Annotated in this window: 5 protein-coding genes; 2 read left to right on the plus strand and 3 right to left on the minus strand. The window is 71.6% G+C overall.

Annotated elements, in window-relative coordinates:
• Window positions 1-490 precede the first annotated feature (490 nt).
• Window positions 491-979 carry a GNAT family N-acetyltransferase gene (locus ACF061_RS23495; protein ID WP_392268903.1) on the minus strand — a complete coding sequence of 163 codons (489 nt, stop codon included), beginning with the start codon at window positions 977-979 and terminating at the stop codon, window positions 491-493.
• 413 nt (window positions 980-1392) lie between these two features.
• Here ACF061_RS23495 and ACF061_RS23500 point away from each other — a divergent pair, with 413 nt between their 5' ends.
• Window positions 1393-2343, plus strand: coding sequence for a hypothetical protein (locus tag ACF061_RS23500; RefSeq protein WP_392268904.1), 951 nt, complete (start codon window positions 1393-1395; stop codon window positions 2341-2343).
• Between the two features lie 366 nt (window positions 2344-2709).
• On the opposite strand, the gene ACF061_RS23505 is transcribed toward ACF061_RS23500, so the two are convergent.
• Window positions 2710-8805, minus strand: a complete 6096-nt coding sequence (locus ACF061_RS23505; RefSeq protein WP_392268905.1) for a hypothetical protein — start codon at window positions 8803-8805, stop codon at window positions 2710-2712.
• Window positions 8806-8944: 139 nt separating this feature from the next.
• Window positions 8945-11125 carry a hypothetical protein gene (locus ACF061_RS23510; protein ID WP_392268906.1) on the minus strand — a complete coding sequence of 727 codons (2181 nt, stop codon included), beginning with the start codon at window positions 11123-11125 and terminating at the stop codon, window positions 8945-8947.
• A gap of 1000 nt (window positions 11126-12125) precedes the next feature.
• Here ACF061_RS23510 and ACF061_RS23515 point away from each other — a divergent pair.
• A complete protein-coding gene (locus ACF061_RS23515) occupies window positions 12126-18509 on the plus strand; it encodes a protein kinase (protein WP_392268907.1) in 6384 nt (2127 codons plus the stop codon).
• The last annotated feature ends 40 nt before the right edge of the window (window positions 18510-18549 follow it).

Genomic DNA, 18549 nt, shown 5'->3' on the forward strand with positions numbered 1-18549 from the left:
TCTGCCTGCACAGCAGTTCGTGTCTGCTGTGCCCACTTCGACTTCTGGTTACGGAGACAACGCTAACCCTACGACGGCGGAATGTCTACCGCCACCACGACAGTTTTTCTCCATGCAGTGTGCGTGCGCTTCTCCCGCAGGCACACCAGGAAGAGTGCTCACTCGATGGGCGTATCCGCTTCCGGCGCCACGGACAGGCGGCTTTCCGCCCGGAAGCGCGTGGATGCCGACGTCGGCGGCGGTTGCCGAGGAGAGCGTGGAAGGCGTCGACGGGCCGCCGGAAGGCGCCTCACCACCCACCGAACCGCGCGACCGGCGCTCGGCTACGGCTGGCGGCGTCCAGTGCCTCCGTCGCACGCCTCTTTCAGATCGCCGGCCTCAGGTGAGGGAGCGGCCGCCGACGCGAGGGATCCCCCGCCAGGGCAGAGAGGACGGCACACGGAGCGCGCCATGCAGGCGCGGCCGGCGCCCCGCGCACCGGCACACCGCGTCATTCCGGAGGAATGCGGAACTCGAATTCGGGGCGGTCCCACGGCACGGCAGGCGGGTTCGCGAGCGCGGTCCCGGTCCGCACCGCCCCGACCCGGTGGTAGAAGTCCTCGGCGGGAACATGCGACACGACCATGACACGGTCGAGCCCGGCGGCACGAGCCTCGGACCGCATGTGCTCGACGAGCAGTCGTCCAATACCCCGGCCTTGCGCTTCGTCGGCGACGAACAGCAGGTCGAGCTCCGGTGGAGCGAGGACGAGCGAGTAGAACCCGAGGACCCGGCCTCCATGCTCGTCGGAGCCGACGGCTACGTAGGCGCGGTGGGCCTCGATGTAGTCAGGACCGACCCGGTAGCCCGCGACTGCGGACGCGTACTTACCCTCGTAGGCTCCTGAGCCACGCACGAGCCGCGTGAGTCGTTTGGCATCCCGCGCGACGGCCCTCCGTATCGTGATCGGCCGGCTCATCGGGGAAGTGCGTGAACTCATCGGGAGAGTATTTCGCACCGGGGGGCGCCTCCGTGCGGCGGGTCGGCTGCCCGGGCAGGCGTTCCCGCACCGCTCCCGGGAACCGGTGGAAACAGCTCCCGGGCAGCATGGCGATCAAGGGACCGGGCGATTGCGCGCCGGGTCCTGCCCTCTTACGCTTGCCGGGTTGTTGTGCCGGTCCTTTCTCCTCGTAGATTCACGTAAGGCGCTCGATCGCGTCGTCCTTCGCGTCATAGCCGACCTCTTCACGCTGCTCGCCGAGAGCGTCCCGGAACCGAATCGTGTAGGGGCGCGGGCAGCGGGCGTCTCCCTGAACCCTCCGGAAGGCCTTCTGCGCACTTCGCCCACATCCGGATCAGCACGCCCCTTTGTGCCGAACCAGGTCTCTCGCCCGTCAGCAGGGCCGGCGGCCGATGAAGTTGCGCGACCAGGTCGCGGAGACGAAAAGTCGTCATGCCGGGATCAACGAGAAGGTGGCCCAACGGTCGAAGACCACCCAAGAACTCGGGGAAGCCTTCAACTGTGTCCATGATGCCGCCCGCGACGGGTTTTTCCTGAGGTTCGTGGGGTTGGCCGAAAGCATCAGCGGGGCGCCCGAGCCCAAGGGGCCGAGTCAGGAGGAGATCGAGAAGACGGGCGAGATCCCTACCGCGATACGTATCGAGGCCATGTCCGCCGGGATCGCCAACGCGATCCGCGGTGCCGCCGCTGTAGGCGCGGCCGGGGCAGTGGCCGGCGGCGCCGCGGCCTACGGTGCGTTCACGGCCGCCGCGTTGTTCGGGACCGCCTCCACGGGAACAGCCATTTCGACGCTGTCCGGGGTTGCCGCGACCAATGCGACGCTGGCCCTCCTGGGAGGAGGCACGCTGGCTGCGGGCGGCGCGGGCATGGCAGGTGGAATTCTCTTGCTCACAGGCATGGTCGCCGCGCCGGCGGCAGCGCTGGCCGCCGCCGGCTTCTACGTCTTGAGACAGCGCCGGAACAAGAAGGAGGAGGAGCGTCTCCGCACCGAGGTCGAAGCTGCGCAGGCGGCTCTGGATCAGTCACAGCAAGGCTTCGACGCGATGATCGACGTACTGCATCGCGCTACGGCCATCATGGAATACGTCAGCGTCCACGGCACCCACGCCCTCGAGAAGTGGGGTGCGAACCTGCCGCCGGAGCCTCGGGACTGGGACTCGCTCGCGCATGAGAGGCAGGAACGTTACAAGGAGTTCCTGACCGTGGCGGGATGCCTCCTTGCCGTGAGCAGCATCAACGTCAGTGCTCTCCTCACGGCAGAGCCCGACGCTCTGCGCGAGATGGACAAGGCCGTCGACGAGACGCTGCGGTACGCGGACAGGACCATCAAGTCGATCGTCTGAGCCCCGAAGCCGTTGCCACGCGCGGACTTGGACCACCGGTCGTCGGCACAGCGGCTGCCGGAAAACCCGGCAGCCCTTGCCGTCCGTCGACTGCGCGTCAACACCCGGCATGTCGACGACCCGAATCTCGTGGGCGCCGCCCCGCGCGGCAGGGGCACCCGCTCCCACGACTTCCTCACGGCCGGTTCTGGCCGGCCTGGACCCGGACCCTTTCGCAGGCGGGTCGTGGCCGGCCAGAGAGTACGTGGCCGGTCGCACGCTGCTGGTCCGTGTGGACAGCGACGGTGTGCTTCCGCTGCCGGGATCTGCCGCTGTGACGCCCTCGCCGCGCCGGGCGCGGCGTGGCGAGGCGAGGGCGTCACCATGTCACACCTCCAGGGACATGGACTGCCGCAGCAGCGGCTCGAGAAGCAGCTGTGCTTCGTCCGTCCTGTCGAACACCTGCAGAGCGTCGAGGCAGTTGACGATCCACCGCGCTTCGTCCTCGTCCTCGATCCTGAGTGCCACGGCGGTCACCGCGCCCTCCAGGTCGAACGGGCCGTCCTTGAAGCCGTCGTCCAGAGCCCGGTATCCGGTGACGAGCAGCGGGTCCGTGTACACGCCGGTCGCTTCGGCGAAGGCGTGGGCCTCGGACCGGTCCGTTCGCAGGCCGGCCAGGTGGTGCAGCACCTCGTCGGGGTCGCCGAGTTCGTCGTGCAGGCGCTGGGCACGGCCGACCAAGAGCGGCCAGCCGCCAGTCAGCTCCTGGAGACGGTCCAGGCGGTCCTCCGTGTGGAACCTGTTGACTCGCTGGGCCCAGCCGCGCAGGCTGCGGCGGTCGTGGCGGCGCAGCACCACCGGGGCCGCCGAGGTGGGCTCCGTCCCCGTCAGCAGGGAGCGCCAGAGAGTCAGCTGGGTGGGGTCCGTGACGAGAACGACGGCGCGAGTGACGCCCGGGGTGGAGGGCAGCAGTTTCTCGGCGAGGTCGAGGGCCTCCCGGCAAGCCTCCGGGCGCGCCGGGTAGCGGGCGAAGTCGCTGATGACGACCCGCCGTTCACGCGGCACCCCGCCCGTGAGCTCCTGCCGGTAGACGCCGACCTTTCCGACGGGCGGCAGCTTCCAGTCGGCGATGCGCCCGGCGACCGTACGCAGGGTGTCGCCGACGTCGGTCACACAGGTGGCCGTCGTGCCGAGGACGACCCTCGTCTGGTTGGACCTCTCACCGAGGAGGTCGTCGAGCTGGGTGATGGTGAGCGGCGCGGGCCGGCCGTCGGGCAGCTCGGGCCGGCCTTCCTGCACGATGCTTTCCTGAAGTTCGCAGTCCTGTTCGGCCCTGAGCAGGCGGGCGTCCACCTCGTGTGAGGTCCCGATCATGCGCAGGGCGTTCGGGCCGCGCAGATGCCAGCCCTGGCCGTCATGGTTGGGGGCGAGGATGCCGAGGCCCACCATCTCGGAGAGATAGGCGCGAAAGCCCTCGGTGTCGAGCTGCTCGAAGCCCTTGCGCCAGAACGTCTCGCACTCCTCGCGCAGTTCGGCGTCGCTCAGCCGTACCTCCAGACCGCGGTGGCGGGCCTGGTACGCCAGCACGTTGGCGATCACGTCGTAGCGGTGGTCAAGGCTCAGTGTGTCCTTGAAGGCCGCCGAGATGCCGTCCCTGAGTGCGGCATCCGACTCCACCACCTCGATGTCGGCGACCTCCACCCGGTACGGAGGCCCCTCGGGGCCGCGCCGCGCCCGCTTGCGGTGCATCAGCTCGACCAGCCGGTGCCCGAACATCTGCAGGAGGAACGGCTGGTAGGAGCAGTAGCCGAGCACCCGGTTGACGAGATCGAGGTCCTGGAACTCGAAGCCGAGCGCCCGCATTGGCTCGACCAGCAGCTCGGCGGCGTACTGGGGAGCCAGCGGGCCGATCACCTTCGGGGTCTGGGCGAGGTGGCCGAAGGGTCCGTTGCTGGCGAGTTTGGAGAAGCGCTGCACGGAGTGCAGTCCGGCGAAGACCACCTTGGCGCGGTCCTTGGTGTCGGAACCGAGGCCCTTGAGCTTCTTGGTCTGGTCGAAGCGGGGCGCGTCCGCCTCGAAGAACTGGTCGCACTCGTCGAGCAGGATCAGCAGACGGCGGCGCGAGTCCCCGTCGAGCCAGGTCCGGATGCCGGCGCGCACCCGGTCGGAGATCTCCTGCCGCGCCCTGCGCCCCTGCGGCCGGTCCAGCACCTGTGCTTCGATCAGCTCCCGCTCCAGGACGCTCCACAGTGCCTCAGGCCCGAGGGAGCTGCCCTTGCCGATGTTCTCCTGGTCGAGATTGACGTACACCGCGTGCTGGTAGCCGGGGCGCTGCTCCGCGAACTGTTCCCCGGCGTCTGCGAGCAGGGCCGACTTGCCCAGGCCCCTGCCGCCGAAGATGACCTGGGTGCCGCGCGGGTCGAGAATGCTCTTGCGTTCGGCATCGCGGCCGTAGAACATCTCGCCGCCGATCCGCCCGCGCTTCTCCCTGATGTACGGGTTGACGCCGGAGAAGGGCAGCAGTGTCTGGGTGGCGGTGCTCACCTGACGGTTTCCGCGGGCGGCGAGATAGGCTAGGGCGGCGTCGTCCACGACCAGCAGCGGCTGCAGCCGACCCGATCCGACGGCGAGTTCGACTCGGGCCTCACGGCTGAGCGTGCCGAAGTAGACGACGAGGAGGCTCGCTGCGCTGGTGTCGCGCTCGGCCCAGCTCATGACGACCTTGGCGGGCGGCTTGCCCCAGACCATCATCACCCGCAGGTTGCCGCCCTGCTCCGTGATCTGCGAGCCGAACGCGGGGGCCTTCGCCCTGCCGTTGACCTCCACTCCAGTCGCCTCGAAGAGGCGGTATTCCCGCCGGTGCTGGGACCGGTCGTCGAGCGGCCTGGCGCTCTTGGCGTCGTAACCGAGGAGCTTGAGGATCGGCGGGACCTGCCGCGTCGGCGCCACCTGGAGCCGGTCCTTGCGCTCTGCGGCGGCCAGCGCAAGCCACTCGTCGAGGAGGTCGGCCGCCAGCGCCGCCTCGTCGGTGGAGAGATCGCCGTAGTCCAGGACAGGGAGCGTCGGGTGTTTGCCGCAGGAGCGGACCAGGTCGACGAGACCACGGTCGATGCCTCCCGGCAGGCCATCGGGCACGGCCGGGAAGAACTCGGTCAGGTGGGACTCACCGGTCTCGATCTCCGGGACCGGCTCACCGATCTCCAGGAAATAGACCAGGTCGGCGGCGGTGGCCAGACCTCCGGTGTCCAGGTGCCGCAGCACCTGGGCGCGCTCCTCCGCGGTGGGGTCCAGGACGTCGAGCCGGGCGCGGATCCGGTCGGCCGCCTGTCGGCGGAAGGCGGGCAGGTCGCTCCGTACCGTGTCGTGCGCCCGCCGGACCCCCAGCAGGTCGGGCCGGTCGGCGTCTTCGAGGCGGTCATGGGCGTCGGCCAGCAGTTCCTGAAGACGCAGGTCCTGGTCGTCGGTCACGGCGCCGTCGGCCTGGGCGCGATGGAGCTCGGCGACGAGTTCGCGGTGCTCCTCGCGCAGTTCCGTGCGCCGGGCGGTCTCCCAATCGTCGATCTCGGCGACCGCGGGCGGTTCGAACTCCGCGTCCTGGGCGGCAGGCAGCAGCCCCCGTCCGGCCAGCTCGACGATGGCACGGGCCGCGGTGAAGGCGTCGCGGGAGAGCCGCTCGTCGAGGGCGTCCCGCCAGGTCCGGTCCACGGCGGTCAGCAGTTCGTCGAGCGAGGGCCGCTCGTCACGGCTGTCGCGCACCTTGAGCAGTTCCGCGTCCAGGACCAGTTCGGGGTCAAGCGCTCCGCCGAGGCGGGTGCTCCCGGTGCCCCCGGCCAGCAGAGCGAACAGCTCCTCCATCGAGGCGTGAGCCGCCCAGGCCGCCGCGGTCGAGACGGCGTCCGAGCGCCGTGCGAGCTGCCGCAGTTCGGTCAGGACGGCCTCCCTGCCGTCCAGTAGGGACTGGCGCAGGGCGGAAGTCTCCTTGGCCGCGCGGTTGCCGTTGGACCGGTCGGCGCGACGGGCACCGTCGACCGCCAGGCACCACTCCTTGACCGGAGCGACGGCTCGCTCCACCAGATGCACCAGATCCTGCCGTCCGGCCCCTTGGAGAGGCTTGCCGCTGGACGAGCGGTGCTTGCGGTCCATACGGTCGATCTCATTATTGATCTCGGCCGGCTTCGACAGCCGCTCCGCTTGCTCCCGGGTCCGCTGCACCGCGTCGCGGTCGTCGCGGACAACGGTCCCGAGCAGCGTTCCGAGCATCCCGTCGTCGGGCGCGAGCCACAGCTTGGCGATCTGTGTGGCCCGCGCGAACCGCAGCTTCTGCGGCGCGAGCAGGGCACGGCACTGGTCGCCCAGCTCCCGCAACCGGGCCTCCGTGTCGAAGACGCCGGCGACCAGCGGAGAGGCGGTCATCAGGGCGCCGCTGAGGGCGCGGTCGGCGACGGCGGCCGCCGCTTCTCCGAGCCGGTCCGGGAGCCGGGGTACCAGTGCCTTGAGCTGAGCACCCGCCGAGTGATCGCCGGTGATCAGCGCGGTGCGCAGCAGGGCGGGCACCAGGAGGGGCTCGCTGCCCTCGGTGTCCGGGCCCGCGTACCCGCCGTACTCCTGGAGCAGGTCCGCTGTCAGCCGGGCGGCCCGGCTGTCACCGGAGGTGAGCAGCGCGGCGGCGGCGGCCAGGCGGAGCGCCGCCACCTGGGGCTCGGGGCGACTGGCAGCGCGGGCGACATGGTGGGCAAGCCCGAAGCGCCGCTCCACGACCAGCTGCGCCAAGGCCCGCTCGGCCGCGGACTCACCGGGGCGGACGCCCGTGGCCGCGTCCAGGACCGGCGCATCGTCGTCCCTCGGTGCCGTGGGAGTGGGCGCCGGGGCAGTGGCGACCGGCCGCGTCCGTGGTGTCGGCTCGCTGTCGGTCCGCGTCGCGGTCTGTGCGCCGGAGCCGTTGCCCGGCTCGGGGGCCGTCGGCCTGGCGGGGGCAGCGGCTTCAGGCGGGAGGCCCGGCTCGGGGTCGGTGTTTTCCGTGGGCCGGCCCGCGGTCTCCTCGGGGAAGTGGCCTGCGGTCTCCCCCGTCCGCTCGGTCGGCTGTGCCTCCCCGTGCTCCGTGGTCGCCTCGGTGTCAAAGGGCCCGGCGGTGCCGCTCGCCCCGGCCCCCGCGGGTTCACGGCTGGTGTCCTCCGGCTGGGACAGCGTCAGTGCGGGGGCCATGATCGCCGCCATGGCACACGCCGGTAGCACCCGCACCACCTGCTCCTGCAGAGCCAGGATCTCGGCCGCCGCGTCCGCCTGCCGGCGCAGCCGGATGAGCCGGAGCAGGGCGGCGAGCGCGGTGCTCTCCTCCCGTTGCGGCTGGTCCCACACCGGTGCGTCCAGCAGACGGCGGGCCGCGTCCCGCACGGCCTCGGCGGCAGCGGCGGCCGGACTGTCCGGCGGGCAGGTGACACGCAGGAGTTCGCGGAGCGGCTCCCGTGCCCGGACGGCCTGTTCGTGTTCCGTCCTATGCGTGCGGGCCGCGCGCTTCATGTCCTCCAGACGGCGGGGCACGCCCTCGATCCCCGACGCGCTGAACACCGCGTCGACGCTGTCGAAGACGGCGGCCAGCGCGGCCAGCGCGGCGAGGTCCGCGTCCTGCGGAGGGCGGCCGTCCACCACCGCGTCGGTCACCCCGTCCGCGGCTCGCCTGGCTTCCGCGAGGGCCGACTCCAGCTCTCGGCAGGCAGCCTCCGGCTCCGTCCCCTCCTCGTTCCGGGCGCCTGCGGACGCCGTGGCGGTCAGGTCGTGAGAGGTGTCGGAGTCCCGTACCGCGCTCTGCGGGGCGGGGGCGCTCGTGCCCGACCGGTCGGCGGCGGGCCCGTGCTTCCCCTCGCCCGCGAGCAGCGGCTCATCGTCTTCCGACGCTCCGGCGGCGAAGTCCGGGTACGCCTCTGCGACGGACCGCGCCGCGACTTCGACAGCACGGAAACGTGCCTTCTCCTTGTCGTCGACCGGTGCCGCGAACCAGTCCTGGTCCGCGGCCCAGACGAGGATGCGGGCGTCCGCGACGGAGGCGTTGCACCACGCCAGCACAGTGGCCCGGACCAGAGTCCCGCCCCAGCGCGCGACGGGGTCGGGCACCGTCTCGTCGTCATGGGCGAAGACGAACCGGCCGACCTGGTTCATCACGGTGACCGTGAGCCCCTTGATCCCGCAGGTGCAGGTGTGCTGCCGCGACTCACGGCGGAGCCTGGTGAGGACGTCCCTGCACAGGGTGCGGCTGACTCGCCGGGGAGCCGCCATGCGGATGCCCAGGCTGCCGAGCAGTTCCTGCCGTTCCCTGGGCGGCAAGGAGTTGAAGGCGAGCTCCACCATGTCGGCCGTGAGGTCGTTCAGCGCGGCGGCGGCCGGATGTTCCAGGCCGTTGAGCGCGGCGGCCAGACCTTCCAGGTCCTCGGCCGAGGCGCTCGGCGGGGACAGCGGCGGCCCCGTGACGACGCGGTAGCGGTCTTGCATGGACGCGTACTCCGTTTCTGTGGCTGATCGGCTGTGGTGCGGGGATCGGCTCACTCGACGCCGAGGAGCCTTCAAGGGGGACGGAGGAGAAGAGGAGAGAGGGAAGACGAGCAGAGTGGGGTCCGGGAGCGGCGAATGGTCAGCGGCCGCGCGTGTGCTCGGTGACGAACGTGTAACCGTGGGGAAGTTCCCAGCCGTCCGCCTTGCCGAGTCTGCGGCAGTGCTCCCGAAAAGCCGCGCGCTGTACGTCACTGGGCGAGCACCCCGGCCGCAGACGGCGCAGATGGCCGGGGACGAACTGGATGGCGAGCAACCCTTCGCCTTCGGGTTCCGTGCCGCCCCAGGGGCGGATCACCCGCCGTCGTGCCGGGCGGTAGCCGATGAGCGGAATGATCGGCTCCCTGTCGCGCGCCGGGAAGTGCGGCTGCCCCCACGGATCCCGGCTGCCGAGGTCCGGTTCCAGAAGCCGTTCGCCGAGCAGTTCCGCGACCGCCGAGTCCAGGGCGACGGCCTGCGACCGCGTCGGCCGGCACCCGTAGACCGCACTCGGCAGGACCGAACGGTCCATCAACGCGTGACCGTCCAGGGTGAGCAGACCGCACCGGCGCACCGTGCGCATCACCAGCTGCCGGGGGCCGAGCCCGACCGCGCTGTCACGGTGACGGTCGCTGCCCGGCGCGTCCTCCCTCGTGAGCACACGAGGGTCGTAACGGTGCCCGGTCTCTCGGTCGCCTACCTGGATCCGCTCCGGGAGCCGGGTCGTGACCAGGCTGATCACCGTACCGCCGCGCAGCTGCCGCAGTTCAAGCAGAAGGCCGGGGAAGAAGTCTCGGGGCCAGGTGATGCCCACCAACCGGCCGGAGTCGTCGCCGAATTCGACGGTGACGTCCTGTGTCGCCTCCTTGCCGTCCAACACCTCTCCGGCGTGGTCGATGTCGAGGCGTACCGTGGGGTGCGCGCCCTGATGCCGGCGGAGATCCTGTACGACGTGGGGGTGCAAGGGGGACCAGCGGTCGATGAGGTGCGCCAGCCGCAGGGGTGTCCGCCAGACGATCTCCAGCTCGTCGTCGCGCAGAAGCTCGCCGGTGTCGAGGGAGGCGTCGTCGGCCAGGGGGAGGTCGACCGGGTCCGGTTCCGCTTCCGGCTCCGGCTCCGGCTCCGGCGGCGCGGGCAAGGTGGACTTCCAGCCGAGTCCGGCCGGGGTGAGGGGGTCTCCGGGTGCCTCCGCGTCACCGGGATGATGGGACCGCCACACGCCTCCGCCCTCGAACGCGTCGTCGAGGGAGATTCGCGAGCCGTTCTCGAAGAGGCCCTGTTCGCTGTCTCCTCGGACGACGTCGGCGAGCGCCAGGTTCGCCCGGCATACCGCGGCCGCATACCCCACGCCCCTCAGCGGTTCCGATGCTCCGGGGAACGCGCGCAGCCGCGGTCCCACCGCTGTGTAGACGGTGAGGGGTGCGGCGAGACCGAAGCGCCGCCTGGCTGGAGTGGCCGCGTGCTCCACCGTCGCCGCGAGGGATTTCAGGTCGTCGCCGCCCAGGGGCCCGGTGTCCCGCCGGCAGTCCGCCAGAGCCGTCCGGGTCATGGCGTAGTGACCCCAGAAGCGCAACACGGCACTGGAGCCGAGAACCCCCCGCACTGTGTCGAGGAGACCGACCAGGCCCGCGCGCAGGTCGTCTTCGTGCGTGCCACCTGCCAGCGCGGCGAGGGACACGGGGACGGAGGGACTGAGCAGCTGCTCCCGCGCCGTCGTCAGAAGATGCTCGATGTACGCCGTCGGTTCGTCGCGTCGGGCCGCGTCAGCGGACGGGTAACACACGTCGACGACGAGGTGCCCGTCCTCGTTGATCCAGCGGCGGCGCATGCGTAAGCGGTGAAGCTGGGCCGGCGACAGGCTCAGGGCCGGGCCGAAGGCGTGCAGGTCCGGAACCAGCAGCTCCGTCCGACGTGGTGCGGCGCCGCTTCCCGGCCTCCCCGGACCCTCGGCACCCGCGGGGGCCCCCGACAACCAGGCCGGCACGTCGCCGAGACGTCCTGCCTCCGGGTGGGCGCCCTCCCGGTAGACGATCTCGGCGTAGAGCGGATCCGACCCGGTGGCGACACACACCATGGCGCCGACCGGGAGCACCGGAGCACAGTCGCCGAACGTGACCACTGGAAAGTCGTCGAGACGCAGCGGGCTGCCGCCGTAGCCGTCACCGCCGAGGTCATACCCGAAGTACGCGGCGTTGAAGGCGACGGTGGTGTGCACCGGGGCCACGCGGGCCCCGACAACCGCTTCGAGGTAGCGCCGCAGCCGATCCCGTTCCTCATGGGGCACGGCGTCGTACCCCTTTGTCATGGCGGACGTCAGCAGGGGCCGTTCCCCGTACGGATCAGGTACCGCCGTTCCGCCGTCTTCACCAACCGTTGCCAACACATTCGGGTCCCCACCCATGACACCTCCGCCGCACACGGGTCGCCCCGGCCCGCCTGCGGTAACCCCGAGGGTATGCCCGCGCTTTGCGTTCCCGTGGAACTTTCGTCACTTTGCGATGACTGACAGCGGTGCGCGGCCGACCATTACGGCATCGACACTCCCCTGCGCTCACAGAGAATCTAGCGATAGTCCGTTTACCTCGTCAACATAGCCCCATCCTGCACTACCGCGCACACGGCAAAGTCCCACCCCGTACCTCGTGACAGCCGCAGGGCGCCTGCCGCCACCAACTGGACGGGAGGGAAGCCTGGCCCCGCTCCGACCGGGCGACGCCGAGGGACGGGCGCTTCCCCTGTGCGCCACCCCAGGCCCCGAAGCTGGACGTGGTGGCAACGACGAACGCGACGCAACCCTGGCCGACTTCCTCGACGTCTACGACCACCGTCGCCGCCACACCACCCTCGGAGGCCGGCCACCGACCAGCCGCACGGACAACCCCGTGGGTCGACACGTCCAGGACTCACACCGACGTGTCGCCGACTTCCCCGAAAGAGCATCAGATCGACGTCGAGACCCACACCCCCTCACGCCATGCGCCAAGGAGCCGCGGACACCAACTCGGCATCGGTGGGGGAACTCGTGGTGAGCGGGACCGCGCCCGCCCGACTCGAACAAACACCCGTGGCCGCGCAGCCACCTGATGTCAAAACAGCGAGCCATCTCGTGCCCCGGGGCTCACACAGCCCAGATCCTCATCCGCTGAACGACAATCCGAGCTGAAAGACTGACAAGTCGTTGACGGCGTCAACGGAGAGGTACCATCATCGCCAACGAGCAAAAGGTGTACTCTCCAGCGGGATACACCCATCTTGCACGGGGCGGGCGAAGCGGGGAGGGGCCGGTGGGCCTGGAAACGGTCGGCGGACGGTTCCGGATCACGGGGATCGTGGGGCGCGGGAACATGGGCGAGGTGCACCGCGCCGAGGACCTCCGGGCCGCCCCCGACTCCCCGCACCGGGAGGTGGCGGTCAAGACGGTGCTGCGCGGCCGGACCGGGATCGCGGTCGACGCCTCGGGGTCCGGCAAGGAGGTCGACCGCTTCCGCCGCGAAGTGCGGATCATGCGCATGCTCTCCCAGGGCCACCCGAACCTCACCCTGCTGGTCGACGGCGGCGTGGACGGGACGCCGGGCGGCAGCGGCCTGCCCTACCTGGCCATGGAACTGCTGGACGGTCATCCGCTCGCGGACCTCATCGACGAGGAGCCGCAGCTCCCGGTCTCCTGGGTCGCCGCCATCGGGACGCAGATCGCCTCCGGTCTCACCGCCGCGCACACCGCGGGGGTCGTCCACCGCGACCTGAAGCCGGCGAACGTGATGCTCACCCGCGACGGCACCGTCAAGATCCTCGACTTCGGCATGGGCACGATCGTCGACGATCCCGACCAGACGCGGCTGACCAGCACGGGCGTCAGCGTCGGCACGGCCCGTTATATGGCACCGGAGCAGTTCCGCGCCGAGCGGGTCTCCGCCGCGGCCGACCTCTACGCGCTCGGCTGCATCCTGTACGAGCTGCTGATCGGGCGGCCGCCGTTCTCCGCGCGGACCCCCTACGAACTGTCCGAACAGCACCAGCACGAGCGGCCGCCCCGGCTGACCCTGGTGCGTCCGGACCTGCCCGCCGGGCTGGTCCGGCTGGTGGAGCGCCTGCTGGAGAAGGACGCCGAACTGCGGCCCGAGCACGCCGCCCTGGTCCGTGAGGTGCTGGTCCCGCTCGCGCTCGCCCCGGACGACACGGCCGCCCTGCTGGCTCCGCACTGGCAGGTGATGGACCCGGTGGCGCGGCTGCGCGCCCTGCTCCCCGAGCCCGCCCCCGCCGCCCCGGCGCCCGCGCCGCGCAGGGAGCCGCGCCTGCCCGAGGCGATGGACGTCTTCGGCATCCACGCCGACCTGATCGGCGAGTACGCGAGCTTCACCAAGAGTGCCACGGTCATCCGGGACGCCCGGATCGACGGCTTCGTCGAGGAGGACCTGAAGGCCAAGTCGCAGTGGCCCGACCCGTGGCTCTCGCTCAACCCGTTCTTCGCGGACGGCGGCCAGGTCACCGACCTGGTGCGGGACGGTCTGCTGCACCCCAAGTGCGCGGAGATCTTCCAGGCCGGCAAGAAGGAGACCTCGCCGCGCCCGGACGGCCGCCCGCTGACCTTCCACCTCCACCAGCGGCAGGCGATCGAGGCCGCGCAGGCCGGTGACTCCTACGTGCTCACCACCGGCACCGGTTCGGGCAAGTCGCTGTCGTACATCGTCCCGATCGTGGACCGGGTACTGAAGGAGCGTCAGGCGGCCGGGCCGGACGCGGGGGGCCGGGTGCGCGCGATCGTCGTCTACCCGATGAACGCGCTGGCCAACTCGCAGCTCGGAGAGCTGGAGAAGTACCTGCGCCACGGTTTCGGCAAGGGCCGCGAGCCGGTCACCTTCGCCCGCTACACCGGCCAGGAGTCCACCGAGGAGCGCCGCGAGCTGCGCAGGAACCCTCCGGACATCTTGCTCACCAACTACGTGATGCTGGAGCTGATGCTGACCCGGCCGGACGACCGGACCAGCCTGATCCGCATGGCGGAGGGCCTGCAGTTCCTCGTCTTCGACGAGCTGCACACCTACCGCGGCCGGCAGGGCGCGGACGTGGCGTTCCTGATCCGCCGGGTCCGCGAGGCCTGCCGGGCCTCGGCGACCCTGCAGTGCATCGGCACCTCGGCGACCATGTCCACCGAGGGTTCCTGGGAGGACCAGCGGCGCGAGGTGGCCAGGGTCGCCGGCCGGCTGTTCGGCACGACGGTGCTCCCGAAGCGGGTCATCGGCGAGACCCTCGTCCGGGCCACCGAGGAGGCCCCGGCGTCCGTGCCCGCCGAGCGGCTGCGCATACCCGCCGCGCCCCGCTCGTACGAGGCGCTGACGAAGGATCCGCTGGCCCGCTGGGTGGAGTCCCGGTTCGGTCTGGAGCGCGAGGAGGGCACGGGACGACTGCGCCGACGTGCCCCGGGCACGCTCGAGGAGGCGGCGGCCGAGCTGGCCACGGAGTCCGGGGTGGCCGAGGAGAGCGTGCGCGAGGCGATCCGCACGACCCTGGAGGCGGGAGCGCAGGCCAAGCACCCGCTGACCGAGCGGCCGCTGTTCGCGTTCCGGCTGCACCAGTTCCTCTCCAAGGGCGACACCGTCTACACGACGCTCGAGGATCCGCTCACCCGGCCGCTGACCCGCACCTACCAGCTGGAGCAGCCGGACAGCGGCGGCAAGCCGCTGTTCCCGCTGGCGTTCTGCCGCGAGTGCGGCCAGGAGTACCTGACCGTCTGGCGCACCGAGGAGGGCGGCGCGTTCCGCTACGAGCCGCGCCGGGACACCTCCGCCTCCGGGGGCCGCGCGGGCGAGGGATACCTGTACCTGGGCATGCCCGGCCAGGACTACGAGTGGCCGGCCGATCCGCAGAAGGCCGTGGACGACCGGCGGCTGCCGGAGTCGTGGCTCGAGCCGGACGCGCAGGGCGTGATGGTCGTCAAGAAGTCCTACAGGCCCCGGGTGCCCAAGCGCGTCGTCGTGGACGCCCGCGGCGAGGAGTCGGGCGAGGGCCTGGTGGCGGCGTTCGTGCCCGCGCCGTTCCTGTTCTGCGTGCACTGCCAGGTCTCCTACGAGCAGACCCGCGGCCGGGACTTCGCCAAGCTGGCCACCCTGGACCAGGAGGGCCGCTCCTCGGCGACCTCGCTGATCTCCGCGTCGATCGTGAAGTCGCTGCGGGCGGTTCCCGAGGAGAGCCTGGGCAAGGAGGCGCGCAAGCTCCTCACCTTCGTCGACAACCGGCAGGACGCCTCGCTGCAGGCCGGCCACTTCAACGACTTCGCCCAGGTGACCCAGTTGCGCGGCGCCCTCTACCAGGCGGCGGTGCGCGCGGGCGAGGAGGGACTGCACCACGACGACCTCGCCGAGGCCGTCACCGAGGTCATGGGCCTCGGCCCCCGCGAGTACGCGGCGGGTGCGGACCTGCCGCCCTCCATGGAGCGCCGGGCGACGAAGGCCTTCCGGGACGTCGTCGGGTACCGCCTCTACCGCGACCTGGAGCGCGGCTGGCGCATCACCATGCCGAACCTGGAGCAGACGGGCCTGCTGCGGATCGACTACGAGGACCTGGACTGGGTCGCCGCCCGCCCCGAGCGCTGGCAGTCCGCGCACGCCGTGCTGCGCGACGCCGACCCGGCGCTGCGCGAGGAGGTCGCCCGCACGCTCCTCGACTACATGCGGCGCGAACTCGCCATCGACGTCCAGTACTTCCGCGACGACTTCGACACCCTCCAGCGGGCCAGCGAGGAGCGCCTCACCGGACCGTGGGTGCTGAGCGACAGCGACCGGCCGGCCGTCGGCACCGCCTACCCCTACGGCTCACGCCCCGGCATGGAGCGCTCGGCGCTGTTCCTGTCGGCGCGCGGCAAGTTCGGCAAGTACCTGCGGCGGAACATGCCCGAACTGCGCGAACTGCCCCTGGAGGACGTCCAGACCGTCATCGAGGACCTGCTGAAGGTGCTGAGGGACGCGGAACTGGTCCGCGAGGTGGAGGCGGCCCCCGAGCAGTCCGGTCCGGCCTACCGCCGCCGCGCGGCGCAGAAGCGCACCGGTTACCGGGTGTCGGCCGCCGCCCTGGTCTGGCGGGCCGGGGACGGCGAGCGGGGCGCGATCGACCCGCTGGCCCGCACCTACAGCAGCGGCGAGGGCCCGCGCGTGAACCCGTTCTTCCGCGACCTGTACCGCACCGCGGCCGCCGAGCTGGCCGGCCTGTACGCGCGGGAGCACACCGCGCAGGTCACCCCGGAGGACCGGCTGGAGCGCGAGCGGCGGTTCCGCGACGCCGAACTCCCGCTGCTGTACTGCTCGCCGACGATGGAGCTGGGCGTGGACATCTCCTCGCTCAACGCGGTGATGATGCGCAACGTGCCGCCGACGCCGGCGAACTACGCGCAGCGCTCGGGCCGGGCGGGACGTTCCGGCCAGCCCGCGCTGGTGACCACGTACTGCGCGACGGGCAACAGCCACGACCAGTACTACTTCCGCCGCTCCCAGGACATGGTGTCGGGCCAGGTGGCCCCGCCCCGGCTGGACCTCGCCAACGAGGACCTGGTCCGCTCCCACCTCCAGGGCATCTGGCTGGCGGAGACGGGCATGAAGCTCGGCACCGCGATACCGGACGTCGTCGACGTCGCCTACGACCCCGACGGCGGCGACCGTCCCGACCCGCACATGCCGCTGCCGCTCCTCCAGCACATCCGTGACCTGTCCCTGGACGAGGACGCCCGCCGGCGGGCGGTCACCGCCGCCCGCACCGTCCTCGCCCCGCTGATCGCGGACTTCGAGTCGACCACCTGGTGGTACGACGAGTGGATCGAGGACCGGATCGAACGGGCCCCTCAGGTGTTCGACGCCTCCTTCGACCGGTGGCGCGACCTGTTCCGGGCGGCCGTCATCGACCAGTACGAGCAGAACAAGCGGGTCGTCGACCACACCCTCTCCCCCGGCGAGCAGAGCAAGGCGCGCACCCGCCGCCGGGAGGCGGAGACGCAGACGAACCTGCTGCTGAACCGCTCCGTCGACAGCAAGTCGGTGATGAGCGACTTCAATCCGTACCGCTACCTGGCGTCCGAGGGGTTCCTGCCCGGCTACAGCTTCCCGCGGCTGCCGCTGGCGGCGTACATCCCGCGCTCCGGCAACCGCCGCAACGCCGACGGCGACTACCTCCAGCGTCCCCGGTTCCTCGCGATCCGCGAGTTCGGCCCGGGCGCGCTGATCTACCACGAGGGCGCCCGCTACCAGGTCACCCGGGTCCAGCTTCCGCCGGACGCCTCCGGCGACCTGGCGACGGCGGAGGCCAAGCGGTGCGACGGCTGCGGCTACCACCACGAGGTCAGGCCCGGCGCGGACAGGTGCACGATGTGCGGGGAGGACCTGGGGACCAAGCGCACCGGCCTGCTGCACCTGCACACCGTGTACACCACCGCGCGCGAGCGGATCTCCTCCGACGAGGAGGAGCGCCGCAGGGCCGGTTTCCGCCTGGAGACCTCCTACGCCTTCCAGGACCACGGCGTCCGCAAGGGACGCCTCACCTCGCACGTCGCCGACGCCGACGGCGCGCCGGTCCTCGACCTGGACTACGGCGACTCGGCGACGGTGCGCATCACCAACCTGGGCCGGGTCCGCGACAAGGAGGGCGAGCCGGACGGCTACTGGCTGGACCTGGGCGACGGCCGCTGGCTCAACGACCGGGCCGCCGCGGACGCCATCGAGGGCACCGGCATGCCGGTGGTCGACGAGGACGGCAACGAGAAGCGCCGCAAGAAGCGGGTCCTGCCGTACGTCGAGGACCGCCGCAACATCCTCGTGGTCACCCTCGACGAGCCGCAGCCCGAGCCGGTGGCGCTGTCGCTCCTGTACGCGCTGGAGCGGGGCATCGAGGCGGCGTTCGAGCTGGAGGACTCCGAGCTGACCGCGGAGCTGCTGCCGCCGGACGACGGCCCGCGCCGCCGCCTGCTGTTCACGGAGGCCGCGGAGGGCGGCGCCGGTGTGCTGCGCCGCATCCAGCACGACAGCGGCGCCCTCGCCGAGGCGGCCCGCACCGCCCTGGAGATCTGCCACTTCGACCCGGACACCGGCGAGGACGAGGGCGGCCCGGCGGACGGCGAGAAGTGCGCCCGCGGCTGCTACGCCTGCCTGCTGACCTACGCCAACCAGACGCACCACCGCCGGCTGAGCCGGCACGCCGCCCATCCGCTGCTGCTGCGGCTGGCCGGCGCCCGGACCGAGCGGGAGGACCGCGGCGAGTCCCGCAGCGAGCGGTTCCGCAGGCTCGCCCCGGCGGCGGGCGGCGCGGCGACCACGTCCGCGACCGCGCCCACGTCCGCGTCCACGAGCGCGTCCGCGAGCACCCCGCCGACCCCGGCGGAGGCGGACCTGGCCGCCCTGGCCGCGGCCGGCGATCTGCTCGGCTGGCTCAGGGCGAAGGGCCACCGGCTGCCGGACGAGGCCGGCGTCCTCGTCCCGGAGGCCGGAGCCCGCCCCGACCTGGTCTTCCGCCTGGACGGCGTCAGCCTCGCCGTCTTCGTCGACGCCCCCGGCCACCCGGCCGACTCGACCCGCGACACCGAGGCCGGCTACCGGCTGGAGGACGCCGGCTGGGACGTCCTGCGCTTCCCCACGGACGCGGACTGGGACGCCATCGTCGAACACAACGCCGCCTACTTCCACGCCCGTTGATCGCCTCACCGGCTTCCGACCGCTAGGAACCGAGACATCT

Source organism: Streptomyces sp. NPDC015220 (assembly GCF_043079345.1).
In the GTDB taxonomy this organism is placed as follows: domain Bacteria; phylum Actinomycetota; class Actinomycetes; order Streptomycetales; family Streptomycetaceae; genus Streptomyces.

What these genes read in the sequence shown, in the direction of transcription:
- ACF061_RS23495 (WP_392268903.1), bottom strand. Translation starts at nt 979, where the DNA reads ATGAGTTCACGCACTTCCCCGATGAGCCGGCCGATCACGATACGGAGG.
- ACF061_RS23505 (WP_392268905.1), bottom strand. Translation starts at nt 8,805, where the DNA reads ATGCAAGACCGCTACCGCGTCGTCACGGGGCCGCCGCTGTCCCCGCCG.
- ACF061_RS23500 (WP_392268904.1), top strand. Translation starts at nt 1,393, where the DNA reads ATGAAGTTGCGCGACCAGGTCGCGGAGACGAAAAGTCGTCATGCCGGG.